The sequence below is a fragment of the Actinosynnema pretiosum genome (assembly GCF_024171695.1).
GTDB lineage: Bacteria > Actinomycetota > Actinomycetes > Mycobacteriales > Pseudonocardiaceae > Actinosynnema > Actinosynnema pretiosum.
This window is the reverse complement of sequence record NZ_JAMTCF010000016.1, coordinates 1-19,218: the sequence shown is the minus strand read 5'-3', so window position 1 is coordinate 19,218 and position 19,218 is coordinate 1. Positions and strand designations below refer to the sequence as shown.

At 70.4% G+C, this 19,218-nt stretch carries 16 protein-coding genes and 1 pseudogene; 10 read left to right on the top strand and 7 right to left on the bottom strand.

Annotated elements, in window-relative coordinates; genetic code table 11:
* The first annotated feature begins 217 nt into the window (after positions 1 to 217).
* The 5 genes from LV78_RS28820 to LV78_RS28800 all read left to right on the top strand — a co-directional run bounded on the left by LV78_RS28820 (position 218) and on the right by LV78_RS28800 (position 5,506).
* On the top strand, positions 218 to 1,105 hold the full coding sequence (locus LV78_RS28820) for an FAD-dependent oxidoreductase (RefSeq protein WP_253848823.1): 888 nt from the start codon (positions 218 to 220) through the stop codon (positions 1,103 to 1,105).
* A gap of 188 nt (positions 1,106 to 1,293) precedes the next feature.
* Positions 1,294 to 2,037, top strand: coding sequence for an SDR family NAD(P)-dependent oxidoreductase (locus LV78_RS28815; RefSeq protein WP_253848822.1), 744 nt, complete (start codon positions 1,294 to 1,296; stop codon positions 2,035 to 2,037).
* Positions 2,038 to 2,498: 461 nt separating this feature from the next.
* On the top strand, positions 2,499 to 4,028 hold the full coding sequence (locus tag LV78_RS28810; protein WP_253848821.1) for a class I adenylate-forming enzyme family protein: 1,530 nt from the start codon (positions 2,499 to 2,501) through the stop codon (positions 4,026 to 4,028).
* Entirely contained in the window at positions 4,025 to 4,726 is a 702-nt protein-coding gene (locus tag LV78_RS28805) for a tRNA-dependent cyclodipeptide synthase (protein ID WP_253848820.1), read from the top strand. Before LV78_RS28810 ends, LV78_RS28805 begins: the two co-directional genes overlap by 4 nt.
* A 54-nt stretch (positions 4,727 to 4,780) precedes the next feature.
* Positions 4,781 to 5,506 (top strand): class I SAM-dependent methyltransferase, encoded by a 726-nt coding sequence (locus LV78_RS28800; protein ID WP_253848819.1) that lies wholly within the window; start codon positions 4,781 to 4,783, stop codon positions 5,504 to 5,506.
* 73 nt (positions 5,507 to 5,579) lie between these two features.
* Here the strand turns inward: LV78_RS28800 and LV78_RS28795 are convergent, their stop codons facing one another.
* Positions 5,580 to 5,909, bottom strand: coding sequence for a DUF1330 domain-containing protein (locus LV78_RS28795; RefSeq protein WP_253848818.1), 330 nt, complete (start codon positions 5,907 to 5,909; stop codon positions 5,580 to 5,582).
* Between the two features lie 95 nt (positions 5,910 to 6,004).
* Between LV78_RS28795 and LV78_RS28790 the strand changes: the two genes are divergently transcribed.
* Positions 6,005 to 6,778: a helix-turn-helix domain-containing protein gene (locus tag LV78_RS28790; RefSeq protein ID WP_253848817.1), complete on the top strand. Its 774-nt coding sequence runs from the start codon at positions 6,005 to 6,007 to the stop codon at positions 6,776 to 6,778.
* Positions 6,779 to 6,841: 63 nt separating this feature from the next.
* On the opposite strand, the gene LV78_RS28785 is transcribed toward LV78_RS28790, so the two are convergent.
* On the bottom strand, positions 6,842 to 7,729 hold the full coding sequence (locus LV78_RS28785) for a LysR family transcriptional regulator (RefSeq protein ID WP_253848816.1): 888 nt from the start codon (positions 7,727 to 7,729) through the stop codon (positions 6,842 to 6,844).
* A 69-nt stretch (positions 7,730 to 7,798) separates the two neighbouring features.
* Here LV78_RS28785 and LV78_RS28780 point away from each other — a divergent pair, with 69 nt between their 5' ends.
* Positions 7,799 to 8,746 carry a threonine ammonia-lyase gene (locus LV78_RS28780; protein ID WP_253848815.1) on the top strand — a complete coding sequence of 316 codons (948 nt, stop codon included), beginning with the start codon at positions 7,799 to 7,801 and terminating at the stop codon, positions 8,744 to 8,746.
* A gap of 96 nt (positions 8,747 to 8,842) precedes the next feature.
* Positions 8,843 to 13,117, top strand: coding sequence for a glycoside hydrolase family 2 TIM barrel-domain containing protein (locus LV78_RS28775; RefSeq protein WP_253848814.1), 4,275 nt, complete (start codon positions 8,843 to 8,845; stop codon positions 13,115 to 13,117).
* Between the two features lie 52 nt (positions 13,118 to 13,169).
* Here the strand turns inward: LV78_RS28775 and LV78_RS28770 are convergent, their stop codons facing one another.
* The 3 genes and pseudogenes from LV78_RS28770 to LV78_RS28760 form a co-directional block, all read right to left on the bottom strand.
* Positions 13,170 to 13,583 (bottom strand): DUF2690 domain-containing protein, encoded by a 414-nt coding sequence (locus tag LV78_RS28770; RefSeq protein ID WP_253848813.1) that lies wholly within the window; start codon positions 13,581 to 13,583, stop codon positions 13,170 to 13,172.
* Between the two features lie 112 nt (positions 13,584 to 13,695).
* Positions 13,696 to 14,658, bottom strand: a complete 963-nt coding sequence (locus LV78_RS28765; RefSeq protein WP_253848812.1) for a helix-turn-helix transcriptional regulator — start codon at positions 14,656 to 14,658, stop codon at positions 13,696 to 13,698.
* Between the two features lie 418 nt (positions 14,659 to 15,076).
* Positions 15,077 to 15,853 (bottom strand): annotated as a pseudogene (locus LV78_RS28760) (IS5 family transposase); the annotation flags it as partial.
* 236 nt (positions 15,854 to 16,089) lie between these two features.
* On the opposite strand from LV78_RS28760, the gene LV78_RS28755 reads away from it, so the two are divergent.
* The gene (locus tag LV78_RS28755) at positions 16,090 to 16,887 is read left to right on the top strand and encodes an IS5 family transposase (protein WP_253848811.1); all 798 of its coding nucleotides are present in this window, start codon (positions 16,090 to 16,092) and stop codon (positions 16,885 to 16,887) included.
* A gap of 178 nt (positions 16,888 to 17,065) precedes the next feature.
* On the opposite strand, the gene LV78_RS28750 is transcribed toward LV78_RS28755, so the two are convergent.
* Positions 17,066 to 17,995: a hypothetical protein gene (locus tag LV78_RS28750; RefSeq protein ID WP_253848810.1), complete on the bottom strand. Its 930-nt coding sequence runs from the start codon at positions 17,993 to 17,995 to the stop codon at positions 17,066 to 17,068.
* Between the two features lie 111 nt (positions 17,996 to 18,106).
* Here LV78_RS28750 and LV78_RS28745 point away from each other — a divergent pair, with 111 nt between their 5' ends.
* A complete protein-coding gene (locus LV78_RS28745; protein WP_308208770.1) occupies positions 18,107 to 18,922 on the top strand; it encodes an IS5 family transposase in 816 nt (271 codons plus the stop codon).
* A gap of 7 nt (positions 18,923 to 18,929) precedes the next feature.
* Here LV78_RS28745 and LV78_RS28740 read toward each other — a convergent pair.
* The coding region (locus LV78_RS28740; RefSeq protein ID WP_253848808.1) for a transposase at positions 18,930 to 19,218 on the bottom strand (289 nt) is incomplete at its 5' end.

Here is a 19,218-nt window from a genome sequence, read left to right as displayed (position 1 = left end):
GCTCGACACCGTGAGGGGCATCGTCCCCACCTTGCGGAAGAACGGCAAGAAGTCAGGAACAGCGGTGGATCGTCGCCGGGAACCTTGAGCTGATGGCCAAGGCCGGTGTGTTCAAGGCCTCCACGCCCGCCCGCCTCATCGCCGACGGCTGGGACACCTGCGGCGCCGCGCGGACGTCTCGGGCACCGGCAGGCGCTACGGCCTGTTCCCGGTCGTGATGACCGAGTGCGCCGCGGCGTGCGTCGGCATCGCGAAGGCCGCGTACGAGCTGTTCCTGGAGCGGGTGGTCAACCGGCCGATCACCTGCACGTCGTGGGAGGACCAGCGCGAGCACCCGCTCACGCAGATCCAGGTCGCCACGGCCGCCAACAAGATCACCGCGGCGGGCTGGGACGGGCTCATGGCCTACATGCCGCAGGGCGGGATGCTGGCCCTGCTGCAGAAGATCATGGCCGACGCCAAGGCCGACCTGCTGCTCAACAGCCCGGTCAAGAGCGTCACCCAGGAGCTGAACGGGGTGCGCGTGGTCACCGCGTCGGGGACGAGCTACACCGCTCCCGTCGCCGTGGTCGCGATCCCGACGAACATGTGGCGCACCATCTCGTTCTCGCCGGGGCTGCCGTCGGTGCACGCCGCCGCGACCAACGAGGGCCTCGCGGTCGTCAACTCCACGAAGCTGTGGCTGCGGCTGCGCCCCGACATGGGCAAGGTGATCGCCACCGGCGCCGAGGGCCAGGGCCTGTCGCTGATGCTGCCGCAGAAGCAGCTGTCGAACGGGGACATCCTGGCCGTGGCGTTCAGCGAGAACGCGTCGCTCAACACCGCCAGCCTCGTGTCGGTGCAGGGGGCCACGGCCCAGATCGCGCCGGGCGTCCAGGTGGTCGAGCACGTGGCGCAGCCGTGGGGCAGCGACCCGTACTCGATGGGCGGGTGGGGGATGCGCAGGCCGAACCGGCTCCTGGCGCAGTACCCGGCGATCCAGCAGCCCAGCGGGCGGGTGGTGTTCGCGACCGGTGACATCTCCACGGGCTGGAACGGCGCGTTCATCGACGGCGCCATCGAGTCCGGGACCACGGCCGCGCAGCAGGCGCTGAACATGTTCTGACCGTTCGGCGGGCTACCGCTCTCACGTCCCCGACCAGGGCAAGTCGTCGATCTGGACGGATCGGTGAGGTCGCGGAGAGCCTGCGGAGATCCCCCGTCCCTAGCGTTCTCGGCAACAGGGGAACGGCGCGGTCGCGCCGCCCCGGTCAACCGATCCGCACGACCTAGACAGAACAGGCAGGAAGCACAGTGAGCAGGTTTGAGGGCAAGAAGGCGGTTGTCTCGGGCGGCACGCACGGCATGGGCCTGGCCGTGGTCAAGGCCCTGGTCGAGGGTGGCGCCGAGGTGCTGCTGACCGGTCGCGACGAGACCAAGCTCGCCGCCGCCAAGGAGCTCGGCCCGAGGGTCCACGCGGTCCGCTGCGACGTGACCAAGCTCGACGAGCTGCGCTCGCTGGCCGACACGGTCAAGACGACCCTCGGCGAGGTGGACTTCGTCCACGTGAACACCGGCTACGCCAAGCTGCTGCCGATGGAGCTGACCACCGAGGAGTCCTTCGACTGGACCTTCGGCGTGAACACCAAGGGCGCGTACTTCACCACGCAGGTGCTGGCCCCGCTGGTGCGCGAGGGCGGCTCGATCGTCTTCACGACGTCGGTCGCGAACATCACCGGCATCCCCGGCATGAGCGCGTACGCGGGCTCGAAGGCCGCCGTGCGCTCGTTCGTCAAGGTGTTCGCCGCCGAGCTGCTGCCCAGGGGCATCCGGGTCAACGCGGTGAGCCCCGGCTTCATCGACACCCCCAGCATGGGCGTGGACGCCTCCGCCGAGGAGCGCGTGCAGTTCCAGCAGGTCGGTGACGACACCACCCCGATGAAGCGCCACGGCTCGCCCGAGGAGGTCGCGGCGGCGGTGCTGTTCATGGGCTTCGACGCCACGTTCACCACCGCCGAGGAGCTCATCATCGACGGCGGCCTGGCCGAGCTGGGCTGACCGGACCGGGCTGACCGGGCCGCGCGCACCCGGCGGCGCCCCGTGCCCCGGAGGCCGCGCGTCCCCTCTCCCGCGCTTCGCCCCGCCGCCCACCAGGGCGGCGGGGCGAAGCGCTGCTCGGGCCGATCCGGCGGCGGGAACTCGCAAGAATGCGACAGGAATCGATTCCGAAGCATTTCAGTCGGATTGCCGACATATTATGAGCACGTGTCGCAATCTGCCCCGGCACAACCCCCGAAACCGAAGCTCCGGACGCCGGGACCGCAGTCCGGAGGTTTCGGCCGCACCCCCGAAGGCAGCCCCACCGGACTCTTGACCGCCTGAACAGCCCGGACCTACCGTCTTCTGCGTCGAATTTTCGACCGCATGGGGGATCAATGTCTGGCATGCAATTGTGGAAAACAAGTCTGGGGCTCCTGTTCGACCGCAGGGCGCGAATCGGCAAACCGATGTTCTTCCGGATGAGCCGTCCCATGGACGTCGACCCGTCGGGTCAGTCCATCGTCGACCTCCCGGCGCTCGCGGAGATCGTCCGGAACACGGCGGGCGCCCTGCACGCGGCGGGCGTGCGGGCAGGCGACCGGGTCGCGGTGTACAAGGAGAACCACTTCGACTGCCTCCTGATCGCCGCCGCGGCGGTCCGGGTGGGCGCGATCCCGGTGATGCTGTCGGGCCTGCTGCCGCCGGACACCGCGCGCCCGCTGCTCCAGCGCGCGGAGCCGTCGCTGCTGATCGGCACGCGGCGGCTGCTGGAGGAGAAGGACTCGAACGGCGACCTGGTCTCCGCGTTCGCCGAGCGGACGCTGTGCCTGGACGGGGAGGTGCCCGGCGCGCTGCGCCTGACCGACCTGCTCGGCGGACCGACGCCCGAGTTCGTGCCGCGCGGCGACGACGAGCTGATGATGCTCACCCACACCTCGGGCACGACGGGCATCCCGAAGCTGATCATGTACACCCCGGAGAAGCTGCAGGGGCAGATGGCGCGGCTGGAGTGCCGCAAGCTGCCGCCGCTCACCTTCACCCGCGACGACGTCGCCGCGATGTTCCTGCCGTACGTGCACGCCCGCGCGTTCACCTGGATCTACTCGGTGCTCACGCTCTCGCCCGCGACGACCCTGCTGGTGAGCGAGAACGACCCCGAGGTGGTCGGCCCGCTGCTGCGGCAGCACCGGCCCACGGTGATCGAGGCGCTGCCGATCGACTTCCAGCGGATGGTGCCGCTCGCCGACGAGAACGGCGGCGACGCGTTCGCCGCCGTGCGCATGTTCATCGGCAACTTCGACGCCATGCGCTGGTCGGTGATCCGGGTGTTCCTGAACGCCTCGAAGCACCGGTTCCCGGTGTGGCGCGAGGGCTACGGGCAGTCGGAGACCGGCGGCATGGGGATGACCATGATCACCCGCTACCGGGCGAACAAGCGGCGCGACGAGAACCCCGGACCGCGCAAGGTCGGGCGGCCCATGCCGGGGTTCGTGGAGCTGAAGGTCGTGGACCCGAAGACGTTCCGGCCGGTGCCGACCGGGCAGCCGGGGGTGGTGCTGGCCAAGACGAAGGCCCGCTGCGTCGGCTACTACAAGGAACCCGAGCGGTGGCGCGAGAAGGCCGTCGGGGACTGGTGGAACACCGGCGACATCGGCCTGATGACCAGGACCGGCGCGCTCATGCTGCTGGACCGGGAGGTGAACCACACGCCGGGCGGCAGCTGCCTGGAGCACGAGGACGTGATCGTGGAGCGCCTGCCGAGGGGCCACGACGTGGCGCTGCTGCCGGTGCCGGACGGCCCGCCGGTTCCGGTCGTGGCAGCGCCGGGCGGCGAGCTGGACCGGGAGCGATGGCGCGCCGCGGTGCGCGGGATGCCCGAGCTGGCGGAGCCCGTCGTGATCGACTTCGAGGACATGCCCAGGACCGGCACCGGCAAGATCCTGCGGCAGGAGCTGCGCAGGCGGCACCTGGACGGCGCGGGCAGCCCCGGCCACGGGCGGTGGACGTGAGCGTCGCGCCCGAGCCGGACCGGCGGGGCGCGTTCACCGTCGAGCCGTTCACCGAGGAGTCGCGGCTGATCTGGGAGCGGCGCGAGCACGTGGTGTTCGGCGTGAGCCCCGGCAACAGCTACTTCCAGGTGCCCAGGATGGCGGAGCTGTTCGGGTGGCTGCGCGGCGAGTCCGACCGGATCGACGTGGTCATCCCGGACTCGGCGCTGGTGCACACCTACCTCGCGCTGGGCTACGAGGAGCAGCGGGCCGAGCGCAAGGCGCGCGCGGAGATCAACGTGCTGCGCAACCGGGTCAGCCGGGCATGGGAGGAGGCCGGTGGTCCCCGGCCCGGCGACGGGCTGAACCTGATGTCGGAGCTGGCGGACGGCGAGGTGTACCGGGCGCGGCTCGCCGAGTGCGAGCGGGCGCTGCGCGAGGACGAGGTGCTGCGGGGCACCAGCGCCGAGATGAGCCGGGAAGTCCTGGCCCTCAAGGGGTACCGGGGCATGGCGAGCGACGAGCAGGTCGAGCGCGCCATGCGGTACCTGCTCGCCGAGCTGCCGTTCTTCCTGGCGTCCAGCGAGATCTTCGACGTGCCGACGTCGGTGAACTTCTACCACCGCAAGCTCCCGCTGGCCGAGGTGGTCTTCTCCGGTGAGTCCCTGCTGCGGGCGTCCCCGCGCCAGGCGTACGCCACCATCCGCCCGGCGGGCTGACGCCCTCCCGGCACGACGAGCACTGTGGTTCCACGAACGCGGACTGGGGGTTCCATGACGCAGTACGACTCGCTGGCCGAGAAGCTCGGCGACATCGAGAAGGCGATCCACTTCTACCGGGAGCACGTGGAGTTCCCGTCGTTCTTCCGCGCGCTGGGCCCGGTGGAGGGCAAGCGGGTGCTGGACGTCGGTTGCGGGGACGGGATCTACGCCCGGCTGGTCGCCGAGCGCGGCGCGACCGAGGTCGTGGGCACCGACTCCTCGGCGGGGATGATCCGGTTGGCCGAGGCCGCGGAGGCGGCGCGACCGCTGGGGGTGCGCTACCACGTGCACGACGCGGCGACGATGCCCGCGCTCGGCGAGTTCGACGTGGTGGTCGCGGTGAACGTGCTGCACTACGCGGGCAGCAGGGAGGCGCTGGACGGCATGTGCGCGCAGATCGCCTCGAACCTGGCCCCCGGCGGGCGGTTGCTGGCGTACGTGGGGAACGCGGACTGCGACAACGAGGCGGCCCGCGACTTCGGGTTCTTCGTGGACCGGCCGGTGGGGCTGCTGGAGGGCGACCCGTTCACCGTGACGATCCACGCGGACCCGCCCGCGTCGGTGCGGGTGCACTACTGGACGGCGGCGACCCTGGCGGGCGCGGTGCAGGCGGCCGGGTTGACGCGGGTCACGTGGGAGGAGATGACGCACTCCCCCGTGTCCGAGGACGACGCGGTCCGGCTGGGGCGGTTGCTGGAGAACCCGCCAGGGCTGCTGCTCAGCGCCTACAAGGAGTAAGCGCTTTCCGGTGCGGTCGTGGGGGCCGCTCGCGGTCGGCGCTCCGCGCGCCGGTCGCGGGCGGCCCCGCGCTTCAGGTGAGCTTGTCGGCGGTCTGCCTCGCCCGGTACCCCTCCGGCACGCCCGCGACGATGACGGCGGTGGCCCGCGAGTGGGCGGTGCGCAGCGGGAGGATCTCCCGGTAGGCCGGGGACGCGTACCACTCGTGGGCGAGGTCGGCGCTGGGGAAGCCGATGATCACCAGGTCGCCGGGCAGCTCGCCCTCCAGCACGTCGTGCGGCTGCCCGTGCACGACCCACCACCCGCCGAACGGTTCGAACGTCGACTCGATCCGGGTGATGTACTCCAGCACCTCGGGCCCGATCTCGACGTCGGTGAGGTGGGCGATCGCGTAGCCGGTCATGTCCGGTCCCTCTCGTCTCGGTGTCGCCGACGACTCTGTCCGCTCGGGTCGCGGCGCGCCATGACCTGGCAGGTCATGGCCCTAGGCTGGTGGTCGTGGACGAGCCGGTGGGGGTGCTGCTGCGCGCGTGGCGGCGGCGGAAGTCGTTGAGCCAGCAGGGTTTGGCTGAGGTCGCGGGGGTGTCGGCGCGGCACGTGAGCCGGGTGGAGACGGGGCTGGCGCGCCCGACGCCGGAGATGGTCCTGCGCCTGGCCGAGCACCTGGACGTGCCCGCGCCCGAGCGCGACCGCTTGCTGCTGGCGGGCGGGTACGCGCCGCGCGGGCCGGTGGCGGCCGAGGCTGCGGACCCGGTGGTGCTGGCGGGCGTGCGGGACCTGCTGGACGCGCACCTGCCGCACCCGGCGCTGCTGCTGGACGACCGCTGGGACCTGATCGACGCGAACGCCGCCGCGGCCGAGCTGATGGTGGGCTGCGCGCCGCACCTGCTGGAGCCGCCGGTGAACGTGCTGCGCCTGTCCACGCACCCGGAGGGCCTGGCCCGCCGCGTCCGGAACCTGCCGCAGTGGGCGGGACACCTGCGCGAGCAGCTCCGGCACCGCGCCGAGCGCACCGGCGACGCCGCGCAGGTGGCGCTGCTGGCGGAGATCACGGGTCACCTGGCCGATCTGGGGGTGCCGCCCGCCCCCGTGGCTGGACCGGTGCTGGTGCTGGAGCTGGAGTCGGACGACGGGGTGCTGCGGTTCGTCAGCACGTCGACGCGGCTGACCGGTCCGGCGGACCGGGCCGTGGCGGGGCTGCACCTGGAGACGCTGCTCCCCGCCGACGAGCGCACGCGGGCGCGGTTCGCGCGGGTGGGCCTGGGCGGGTAGCGGCGCGGTCCCGGCTCAGCTCGGTCCCGGCTCAGCTCGGTCCCGGCTCAGCGCGGTCCCGGCTCAGCGCGGCCACCTCGGCGCGCGGGTCGTGGTGAGCAGGACGTCCAGGAGCGCCTGCGCCGGACCGGGCAGCGGGGGCGCCCCGTGGGTGGCCACCGAGACGCGGCGGTGGTCGTCCGGCAGGCGGGTGGCGCGGACGCCCTGGTCGCGGTGGGCCAGCAGCGCCAGGCCCGGCAGGGTGCTCACGCCCAGGCCCGCCGCGACGAGGGCCTGCACGGCCACGTGGTCGTCGGTCTCGAAGTCGACCCTGGGGGTGAAGCCCGCGCGCTCGCAGGTGGCGACCAGGTGGGCGCGGCAGCGCGGGCAGCCCGCGATCCAGCGGCGGTCGGCGTGGTCGGCTGGGGTGCGGCCCGCGCGGTCGGTCTTGCGGGTCACCAGGTAGAGCGGTTCGCGCAGCAGCGGGTGCAGGGTGGTGTTGCGGGGCCGGTCGGGGGTGTCCGCGTGGTCGAAGACCAGGGCGAGGTCGACCTCGCCGTGGCGCAGCGCGGTGAGGGCCTGCTCGGGTTCGGCCTCGGTCAGCGCCAGCTCCACGCCGGGGTGGGCCTCGGCGAGCTTGGCGGCGGCCTGCGGCACGAGGGTGGCCAGGGCCGAGGGGAACGCGGCCAGGCGGACCCGGCCCGCGCGCAGCCCGGCGTGGGCGGACAGCTCGGCGCGCACCGCCTCCACCCGGCCCAGGATCTCGCGCGCCCGGTCGACCAGCAGGTCACCGGCCTCGGTCAGCCGCACGCCCCGGCCGACCCGCCGCACCAGGGCGACCCCGGTCTCCGCCTCCAGCTTGGCCAGGTGGTGGCTGACCGAGGGCTGCGCGTAGTGCAGCGCCTCGGCCGCCGCCGTGACCGAGCCCTCGTCGGCGATGGCGACCAGCACGCGCAACCGGGTCAGATCCATAGACCCAGGCTATCGTTCCGACGAAAATCGCACCTGGTCCTATGGGTTCGCCGCTGTCACCGTGGAGGCGTGCGAATCCCCACCTTCCCCGACCTGCTGCGCGCCCGGCGGACCGTGCGCGCCCACCTCCCGCCGACGCCGCTGCGCCCCGCGCCCGGCCTCGGGCCCGGTGTGCTGATCAAGCACGAGAACGTGCAGCCGACCGGCGCGTTCAAGGTGCGCGGCGGGCTGAACCTGCTGGCCGGGCTGGACGCCGAGGCCCGGCGGCGCGGGGTGGTCGGCTACTCCACCGGCAACCACGCGCAGTCGCTCGCCCACGCGGCGGCGCTGTTCGACGTGCCTTGCGCGATCGTGATGCCGGTCGACCCGAACCCGCTGAAGGCCGCCGCCGTGCGCGCGCTGGGCGCGGAGCTGGTGGAGGCGGGCGAAACGTTCGACCAGGCGCGGGAGCACGCCGTCGAGCTCGCCCGCGAGCGCGGGATGCGGCTGGTCAGCGCGGCGGACGAGCCGGAGATCATCGCGGGCGTGGCCACCGCCTACCTGGAGCTGTTCGAGCAGCGGCCCGACCTGGACGTGGTGATCGTGCCGGTGGGCAGCGGAAGCGGGGCCGCCGCCGCCTGCCTGGTCGCCGCCGCGCTCGCCCCGGACTGCGAGGTCGTCGCCGTGCAGACCTCGGCGTCACCGGCCGCGCACGACTCGTGGCGCGCGGGCGAGCTCGTCGCGCGGCCCAACCGCACGGCGGTCGAGGGGTTGGCGACCGGCAGCGGGTTCGCCTTGCCGCAACGGGTGCTGCGGGCGCGCCTGAGCGACTTCCTGCTCGTGGACGACGCGGCGGTCCGGCACGCCCAGTGGGTGATGCTGCGGGACGGCCAGACCCTCGCCGAGGGCGCCGGGGCCGCCCCGCTGGCCGCCTACCTGGCCGAACCCGAGCGGTTCGCCAGGCGCAGCGTCGCGCTGGTGTGCACCGGGGCCAACGCGGGCGAGGCGGAGATCCGGGCCGCCGTCGGGGCGGGCTGACCGGGGTCGGGGCCGCGCCCGGCCGCAGGGGCGCGCCGGACAGAAACCCGGACATCCGTTGACGGTCTTCTCCGCGCGCCCCTAGCTTCCGAAGACATGCGTCGTGTCGTCGTAGCCGCGGTGGTAGCGCTCTCACTCCTGACGCCCGCGACCGCGCGGGCCCGACCGGCCGACCCCGTGGACGCGCTCGCGTACCTGGAGGACCCCCGGATGACCGGGGAGAACCAGGAGCCGCCGCACCCGGACCTGAAGCCCGAGCAGCGGCTCAGCCTGAACGGCGAGTGGCGGATCAGGATGTTCGACAAGCCGGAGGACGTGCGCGAGACGGCGGACGGCTGGCGCACGGTCTCGGTGCCGCACACCTGGCAGACCGACTTCCTGGACCACCCGATGTTCCGCAACATCCCCACGGAGATGTACCCGGACGCCCCGCCGTCCGTGCCGCGCGACGTGAACCCGACCGGCGTGTACGAGAAGGAGTTCGACCTCCCGCCGGAGTGGGACCGCACGCTGCTCCGGTTCGAGGGGGTGACCAGCGGCTACTTCGTGTGGGTCAACGGGGAGTACGTCGGGTACGACCAGGGCGGGTACACGCCCGCCGAGTTCGACGTGACCAGCAGGCTCAAGCCGGGGCGCAACGCGGTCCGGGTGCAGGTGCACCGCTGGGGTTCCGGGTCGCACCTGGAGGACTTCGACCAGTGGCGGTTCTCCGGGATCTTCCGCGAGGTGTGGCTGTACTCCACGCCGAGGACCTACCTGGCGGACGTGACGATCAGGACGGACCTGGACGCGGACTACCGGGACGCGACGCTCAGCGCGGACGTGGTGCTCGGCGGTCCGACCGAGGGGCACTCGGTGCGGACCAGGCTGTTCGACCCGAGCGGGACCGAGGTGCCGGTCGTGGACGGGCGGGTTGCGAACCCCTTGAAGTGGACCGACGAGACGCCGAACGTGCACGAGCTGCGCATGGAGCTGCTGCGGGACGGGCAGGTGGTCCAGACCGGCAGGCAGCCCGTGGGGTTCCGGGAGATCGAGATCGTGGACCGGCAGCTCAAGGTCAACGGGAAGCGGGTGCTGTTCCGGGGGGTCAACCGCGCGGAGACGAGCGTGCGCGGCAGCAGGCACGTGACCCGCGAGGAGCAGGAGGAGGACGTCGAGCTGATGAAGCGGTTCAACGTCAACGCGGTGCGCACCTCGCACTACCCCAGCGACCCGCACTTCTACGAGCTGGCCGACCGCAACGGGTTGATGATCGCCGACGAGGTCGACACCGAGACGCACCACCACGACAACTGCCCGAACGACTGCCTGGCCGAGCGGCCCGAGTGGCAGGACGCGTTCCTGGACCGGTTCACCGGCATGATGCAGCGGGACAAGAACCACCCGAGCGTGGTCATGTGGGACACCGGGAACGAGGCAGGGCTCGGCAGGGCGCACCACGCGATGGCCGAGCTGGCGCGGGCCCGCGACACCCGGCCGCTCTACCACCAGCCGAACGTGCCGGACGGCGACGCGCCGTTCGCGGACGTGGCGGGGCCGCGCTACCCGTCGCCGTCGAGCCTGGAGGCGAAGGCGCGCACCACGACCAAGCCGATCATCATGGGCGAGTACGCGCACGCGATGGGCAACAGCCTGGGGAACTTCAAGGAGTTCTGGGACGTCGTGCGCGCCTACCCGCAGGTGCAGGGCGGGTTCATCTGGGACTGGGCGGAGCAGAACATCGCCCTGCCCCTGCACACGACCCCGGACGACGCGAGCGGAATCCTGGCGTGGCTGTCCGGCAAACCGTCCCGAGTGGACGGACCGCGCGGGAAGGCGCTGCACCTGAGCGGGTTGGACGACTTCGTCGAGGTCTACCGGGACCGGAGGTTCGACGAGGTGCGGGACGGGCTGACCCTGGACGCCTGGGTCAGGCCCGGCGCGTGGACCGGTGACTTCACGGTCATCTCCAAGGGCGATCACCAGTACGCGCTGAAGATGTCTGACGCCACCACGCTGGAGTTCTTCGTGCACAGCGGGACCTGGCGCACCGTCCGGGCGAAGGTGCCCGCCGACTGGACCGGGAACTGGCACCGCGTCACCGGCACGTTCGACGGCGCGGCGCTGCGGCTGCTGATCGACGGGGAGCAGGTCGCGGAGACCGCCTTCACCGGGACGGTCGACCCGTCGCACTGGCCGGTGAACATCGGGCGCAACTCCGAGACCATGCAGGAGAACGTGCGCACCCGGATGGCGCACGGCGCGATCGACCAGGTGCGGATCTACCACCGGGCGCTGACCGGGTCCGAGCTGGCGGCCGACCCCAAGGGCTCGGCGGTGCTGGCGCTGGACTTCGAGACCGTGGAGGACGAGGGGAGGCAGCAGTCCTACGGCGCGGGCACCGGCGGCGTCGACGGGCTGGTCTGGGCGGACCGCAGGCCGCAGCCGGAGACCACCGAGCTGATGGCGGTGCACTCCCCCATCCGGTTCTCGTTCGCGGACAACCGGTTGACGATCGTGAGCGAGCGGCAGTTCACCGGAACCGACGACCTGGAGCTGCGCTGGGAGGTCACGGACAACGGGCGCGTGGTGGACGACCACCGGGGTCCGCTCGTGCCGGGCGTGGTCGAGCTGCCGGACCGGTCGGCGGTCACCGAGCGCCTGCTGACCGTGCGCGCGACCGACCGGGCGGGCGACGACGTCGGCATCGCCCAGTTCCCGCTCGGCGGCGACCGGATCGCCGGGCTGCACACGGGCCTGCGGTCCGGCAGCACCACCACGACGCAGGACGGGAACGAGGTCGTGGTGTCCGGCCAAGGCTTCCGCTACGCGATCAGCAAGAGGACCGGGACGCTCACGTCGATGCGCGTGCGCGGGGACGAGCTGCTCACCGCCGGGCCGGAGCTGGACGCGTGGCGCGCGCCGCTGTCCAACGAGTTCATGAGCGAGGACGGCTCCTGGTACCGCAACGGTTTGGACCGGTTGACCACCACGCCGTCGAGCGTGGAGGTGGGCCGGGACTCGGCGGACGCGGTCGTCACCGTGAGGTCGACCGCGCAGGCGGTGGCGGGGTCGTCGTTCGGGCAGACCTTCACCTACCGGATCACCGGCGACGGCGAGATCCACGTCGGGCACCGGGTCGCCGCGCAGGGCGCGATGCGGGACCTGAGCTACCTGCCGGGCATCGGTTTCACGCTGAGGGTTCCTGAGCGGTACCGGCAGTTCACCTGGTACGGGCGCGGGCCTGGCGAGAACTACGACGACCGCAAGTCGGGCGACCCGATCGGTCTGTACAAGTCCACTGTGGACGAGCAGTTCCACGACTACTACAAGCCGCAGGACTTCGGGAACCACGCGGACACCCGGTGGGCGACGCTGTCCGACGGGCGCTCCGGCCTGCTGGTGGCGGGCGACCTGGACGTGCGGGTGTCGCGGCACGACGACCTGGACCGGGCCGCCTACCCGTTCGCGCTCAAGCAGAACGACGGCTGGACCACGCTGCACGCCGCGCACCGGGTCACCGGTGTGGGCGAGACGTTCCACGAGCCGCTCCAGCCGTACCAGGTCGAGGCCGGGACCGAGTACGCGTACTCGGTGCTGCTGCGCCCGCTCACCCCGGCCGAGGCGGTCACGGGCGAGCTGGGCGGTCAGGTGGACTGCGTGCCCGCCGTGGAGCTGAACGCCGCCGACACCGCGCTGGAGCCGGGTGGCCGGGTGGAGGCCGAGCTGGTGGTGACCCGGCCGTGCCCGTCGCCCGCGCGGGCCAGGGTGGGCGTGCCGGACGGCTGGACGGCGACGCCCGCGTCGGTGGACCTGTCCGGTGGGTCGGCGCGGGTGGTGCTCACCCGCGAGGGCGGGCCGACCGGGACCAGGCCGGTGTTCGTGGACGTGGTGGCGGGCAAGGGGACCACGACGCTGAGCCGGGACTTCACCGCCGTGCCGAGCGCGCCGCGCGGTGAGGCTCGGGTGTCCGCGCTGGAGTTCCTGGACGAGCGCAACGGGTGGGGTCCGATCGAGCGCGACCGCAGCAACGGCGAGGACTCGGGCGGTGACGGCAACCCGATCCGCTTGCGGGGCACCGGGTTCGACGTCGGTGTCGGGGTGCACGCGGACTCGGAGTTCCGGGTGCACACCGGCGGGAGGTGCGCGCGGTTGACCGCCGTGGTCGGGGTGGACGACGAGACCGGGGGCACCGGCAGCGTCCGGTTCGAGGTGCTCGCGGACGGGCGGCAGGTCTACCTGAGCCCGGTGCTGACCGGGCGGAGCGCGGCCGAGGCGATCAGCGTCGACACGTCCGGGGCGCGGGTGCTGTCGTTCCGGGTGACCGACGGCGGTGACGGCAACGCGCACGACCACGCCGACTGGGCGAACCCGGTGCTCAGCTGCGGGTGAGCCCCCGCGCCGCCCGGACCCCGCGTCCGGGCGGCGCGGGCGCGGCGCGTGCTCAGCAGAGGCGGACGTTGCCGGTGGCCGGGTCGCCGCCGCCGATCCGCTGCACCCAGAAGGTGACGCAGGTGCTGCCGGGCGCGTAGACCTGCGGCGTCCAGTGCGAGCCGCCGCTGCCGGTCTGGTAGCCGCCCACGGCCGAGCCGCCCCAGTCGGAGCGGATCAGCATGTAGACCGTGCCGCTGAGGGCGGGGACGCGGACCCAGTTGGTGCCGCAGGCCGCCGAGTAGCGGATCTCGTAGTTGATGCCGCCGACCGAGCCCGAGCGGATGGTGCTCGCGCCGGAGGCGCACCCGGTGCCGAGCGGGTCGGTGTTGTGGTGCTCGGGTCCGGCGGTGGCGGCGCCGGTGGTCAGCGCGAGCAGTGCGGCGGTGGTTCCGAGCAGTGCCGCGATCTTCCCGGTGGTGCGCATGGGGCCTCCGTGTCCTCGCTGCGGCTGGTGCCTCCCATGCTGGTCGGCGGCCGGGCGGCCCGGTATCGCTCGCGGGGTGAGGCGGGGCGGGGCGGCGCGTGCCCCCGGCGGGTCACTGCACGCGCCGCCGCACGTCGGCGGCCACCTGCTCCCGGTCGGTCATGCCGTACTTGGCGAGGACGTGCTTCACGTGCGTCTTGACGGTGTGCACGCTCAGCCCCAGCTCGGCGGCCATCTCCCGGTTGCCCAGGCCGCGCGCGAGGAGCAGCGCCGCCGTGCGCTCGGCCGGGGTGAGCGCGTCGAACCGGGCGGCGGGGCCGGTGTCGGCGCGGGCGGTGAGGTCGATCAGCTCGTACTGGACGCGCTCGCAGCCCGCCATGACCTCGGCGAGCGCCGCGCGGAGGTCGGCGTCGGGGTCCTCCAGCGCGTCGAGCGCGGTCCGCCGGATGCCGCCGACCCGGCCGGACAGGTACTCGACCACCCGGTGCGAGGTGAGCGCGCCCGCCGCGTCCGCGCCCGGTCCGGCCAGGTCCGCCAGCGCGGCGCGGTCCTCGTCCTGGCGCACCAGCACCCGCGCCAGCACGCCGGTCAGCCACTCGCAGGCGCGCACGGCCTCGTCGTCGTAGACGTCCGGGGTGTAGCTGTGCAGGGACACCATGCCGATGACCGAGTCCGGGGCGTCGCGCTCGGGCCGCAGCATGGGCGCGGTGACGACGTCGGCGGACCGGCGGGTGACGTCGCCGAACGAGGTCCCGGCGCGCAGCACGGCCCCGCCGTCGTAGCGGTGCAGGTAGGTCTGGCGGTGCCGCAGCAGCCAGGCGACGGGCCCGCGCGGGCCGTAGGCGTGCAGCACGGGGTCGTCGAACCGCTGGTCCTCGGTGCCGTAGACGTAGCGGACCTTGTGGCCGTGCAGCAGGCCGATGTAGGAGGAGTCGACGTGCGCGACCTTGGCCAGGGTGCGGATGACCTGGTCGTAGACGGCGAACCGGTCGTCGCCGAAGGCGAGGATCTTGTGGTGGGCCTCGCGCAGGATCGCGGTGGTGGCGGGCCCCATCCTCGGTGGCAGCTCGGACATCCGACCCCTCCGCGCTCGGTGCCCCAGGATGTCCGGCGGTGGCGCGGGGGCGACAGACTCCATTGGGGCGACCGCGCTTCTCGAACGGGCATTCCGGTCAATCGTCGCCCCACCGCAAGTCGACGGTGTTCTGAAACCGCAGCGCTTCAGGATCGCGGCCGGGTTGTTTACCCTCGGACCGTGGAGAAAACCGAACAAGGCCAGGTGAACGTCCCGAGTTCTGAGCTCGGCCGATTGCTCCGACCAGGGCCACTCGATCTGACCAGCCGCCCCTTCCAGCTCGGTCGCCAAGGTCACAATAGCGTCAGCCAGCTCCCGCTGAAGCCGCTTGAGCCCATCGGAGCCCAACTTCTTGGCGACTTCGGGCTCGTTGTGGGCGGACCTCTTGGCTTCGGAATGAGTGGAGTCGTCGGTGACGGATCAGTGCGCAGGCCAGGTTGAGGAAGTCTTGGTGCAGGCCGGCCCGGTGGTCCCAGCGGGCACGGAGGCGTCGGTACTGGCGCAGCCAGGACAGGGTGCGTTCGACCCCCAGCGCAGCGCGCCCAGGCCCGAACCGTGGGTTTGTCCGCGTCGGGCGATCAGCGGGACGATCACCCGCTGGTGCAGGGTGTTCCGGTTGGCCTGGCTGCCCTAGCTGCGGTCGGTGAGCAGCACCTGCGGCCGCCACCTCGGATGTACGGGTGTGCCCGCGACGCGGGGCGGGGCGTCGACCATCTCGCCTAGTGTGCCGGTGTCGTGGGTGTTGGCCGCGCTGACGGCGATGGTCAGTGGGTGACCGGCACCGTCGACGACCAAGTGGTGTTTCGCCCCGGTCTTGCGGCGGTCGACCGGGCTCGGACCCGTGAAGTGCCCCTTTTAGTGCCCTGTCGTGGGAGGAGTCGATCGCCGCGCGTGACCAGTCGATCCTGTTGGCAGCGTGCAACTCGGTCAGCATCACCTCGTGCAGGCGCTGCCAGACCCCTGCCTCGACCCATTCGAGCATTCTGCGGCGGTAGGTCGAACCGGAGCCGAAGCCGAGCTCGGTGGGCAGGTCGGCCCACCCGATGCCGGTGTGCAGTACGAACAGGATGCCCTGCAGGCACTCGCGGGCGGGCAGCCGTTTGCGGCCGGGGTGGCGGAAGTGCCTGGTCGGGACCGGGATCAATGGCTCGACCAGGTCCCACAGCTCGTTACCGACAATCCATGGCGCAGCCATATCCTACCGGGTTTCCCACCAGCCAAAACCCCAACCAACTCATTCCGAAAGGAGGTCTAAGTGGCTGTTTGGGAACTGCTGCTCTGTGGTGCGGAGACGGGGGAACTCATGGTAGATCGGGTGTTGTCTAGGCATCCGCTCCACCAGGAGTTCCGTTGTTATCCTGCCCGACCCCGGCGGGCGCTGTCACCGGCGACACCCCGTGCTGCCGCCTGGCGTCCACCCACCAACCCGTCGTGCGGACACGTCGTTACCCAACCGACCTGACCGACGCCCAGTGGGCGGTGGTCGACCCGCTGTTGCCCGCCCCGCCCTGGCTCACAAGGCTGGGCGGGCGTCCGGAGAAACACTGCCGACGCCAGGTCGTCGACGCGATCCTCCACACGGTCGACAACGGCATCAAGTGGCGCGCCCTGCCCACGTACTTCCCACCCTGGAACACCGTCTACCAGCGCTTCGCCGCCTGGGAGCTGACCGGCGCCAGCCAACGCCTGCTCGACACGCTCCGCGACCGGGCCCGGTTGAGGACCGGGCGCGTGTCGGCGCCCTCGGCCGGGATGATCGACTCCCAGTCACTACACGCCGCCCCGACCGTCAACCGCGACAGCCGCGGCTACGACGCGGCCAAAAAGGTCCAGGGCCGCAAACGCCACATCGTCGTGGACACCCTCGGGCTGCTGATCGCGGTGCTGGTCACCCCGGCTAGCATCCACGACAAACGCGCCGCCCTGTCCCTGCTCCGACGGGTCCGGGATCGCGCCAGCGCCCGATTGTCACTGGTCTGGGCGGACACCGGCTACCACGGCGCCTTTCCTAGCTGGGCCCACACCACCCTCGGATTGAGGGTGGAGGTGGTGTCCCGACCACGCAAAACCCTGTTCCAGGTGCTACCAAGGCGTTGGGTAGTGGAACGGTCCCTGGCCTGGATCACCGGCCACCGTCGCTGCGCCCGCGACTACGAACGCCCCCCACGCCACCACGCAGCCCACGTCCGCTGGGCGATGATCCGCATCATCCTCCGCCGACTCGCATGACAGATCAGAGTCCCCAAAAAGCCACTTAGCGCGCACCACAACCTGCAACATCACGATAAAAATTGCGCTGCTATTATTGAATGTCAAGCGCGGGTCACAGAAAATTGCCATTCTGGCATTTCTTTAATTTATTTGACAAACTTAACGCAAAAATTTTATTTACAGTACACCCACTATGTCATGACCGCAATTGTCCGCGCGCCATAAATACATAAGCTAGATCGGCATTTTTTCCGAAAAAGGTAAAACTCTTACGGCGATTGATAATATTTACAATGACATTTCCCAACTCTAGGACAACGGCCGCACTAAAGGCAGGAACGGAGATCGCGCTTTTGTCGGCTATGATTCCCGCTGCCGCGATTGCCCCGGCCCCAGCGGCCGACTTTGAATTCAAAAACAACTGCAGTGTACCTGTTGCAGTTTCAAATCCGTGTTTCTTCCGTGCCAGTTCATAGTCGTCCAGCTTCTTTGATATATAATCTTCAACAAAGCTAAAATTTTTGTCTCGCAATTTTTCGTCGAACAAGAGTCGCATGTCACGCAGGGCGCGTACCGATTCATTGTCTTTCTTGAAATCGTAAACCTGCTCCCAGGGGGCGAGCTCCGTATTTACCACATTCATGCGATGCAATTGCACTTCCACCATGTTATTTGTTTTAATTGAAGGATACCGTGGAGGCTCTAGTTCGCCATTTTGTCTACCATGAGACTCATACCACTCACGCCTCTCTTCGTAGTACGAATATTGCAACAACCTGTCATCTTCAGCCCACCTGTGAGACCTGCTAGTGAAAGTGAAGCAATCTACCCCCCTCAAGGAAAGGGCGCGTGCGGCGGCGTACACCGTGTCATCAGCCGTCCATGAGGTCTCGTCATCGTATTCGTAATCCGGCGTATGAATGGAGCGAACAAATGCTTCCCACTCGGACTCGCCGATATTTGGAACATATTCCGAAGCCAGTTGCCGATATGTAGGCTTCAGGGTCTCGAAGTCTATGCGAAACTCAGCGGGAACCTCGTCGTATCCCGCACAGGGCATTATTTTGTCGCAGTATAGTGTCGCCTGCTTAATATCCTGCCATACTACGCCTACCGGAAAGTCCATGACCCCAATTGTAGCGTTCCTGTTACAAATGCGGCAAATCGTCTTCATGTAGCTCGACCGATTTACTTACTTAGTGGCTATTTGGGAACTGCTGGCGGGTTAATTTCTTTGGTGCGGAGACAGGGGAACTCCTTCCAGATCGGACGGTGTCGAAGCGCCGTTCCACCAGGAGTTCCGTTGTTATCCTGCCCGATCCCGGCGGGAGCTGTCACCGGCGACACTCCGTGTTGTCATCTGGCCGCCACCCACGAACCGGCCGTTCGTCGGCGTCGTTACCCGACTGATCTGACCGACACCCAGTGGGCTCTCGTCGACCCGTTGCTGCCCGACCCGCCCTGGCTCGCAGGCCAGAGCGGTCGCCCCGAGAAGCACTGCCGCCGCATGGTCGTGGACGCGATCCTGCACACGGTCGACAACGGCGCCAAGTGGCGTGCCCTGCCCGCCGATTTCCCGCCCTGGAACACCGTCTACCAGCGCTTCGCCGCCTGGGAGTTGGCCGGCGCGAGTCAACGCCTGCTCGACATCGTCCGCGACCGGGTCCGATTGAGGACCGGGCGCGTGGCGGCGCCCTCGGCCGGGGTGATCGGCTCCCAGTCGCTGCGCGCCGCCCCGACCGTCGGCCGCGACAGTCGGGGCTGGGACGCGGCCAAGAAGGTCCAGGGCCGCAAGCGCCACATCGTGGTGGACACGATGGGGCTGCTGATCGCGGTGCTGGTCACCCCGGCGAGCATCCACGACAAACGGGCCGCCCGGTCCCTGCTCCGACGGGTCTGCGACCGGGCGGGCGGCCGCCTCTCGCTCGTGTGGGCCGGCACCGGCTACCGCCGCTGCGCCCGCGACTACGAACGTCTCCCACACCACCACGAGGCCATCGTCCGCTGGGCGATGATCCGCACCACCATCCGCCGACTCACACCACAAACCTAGTGGCTTGTCACGCAGCCCTGGCCGGGTAATCGGTCCAGGTGCGGATGGGTGAGTCGGTGGCGAAGCCGGTCTTGGGTCGGGCTCGGGCGTTGCGCCAGCGGATGAACGAGGCGATGGCAGCGTTCTGTTCGGTGTGGCTGCGGTGGTCGGTGCCGTTGAGGGCGAAGTAGCGCAGGGCGGCGAACTCGGACTCGATCCAGTTCAACCAGCTGGAGTAGATCGGCAGGAACACCAGTTCGGTGTTGTTGTCGGCGGCCCAGGCGCGGACATCGGGGTGCCGGTGCGGGGAGAAGTTG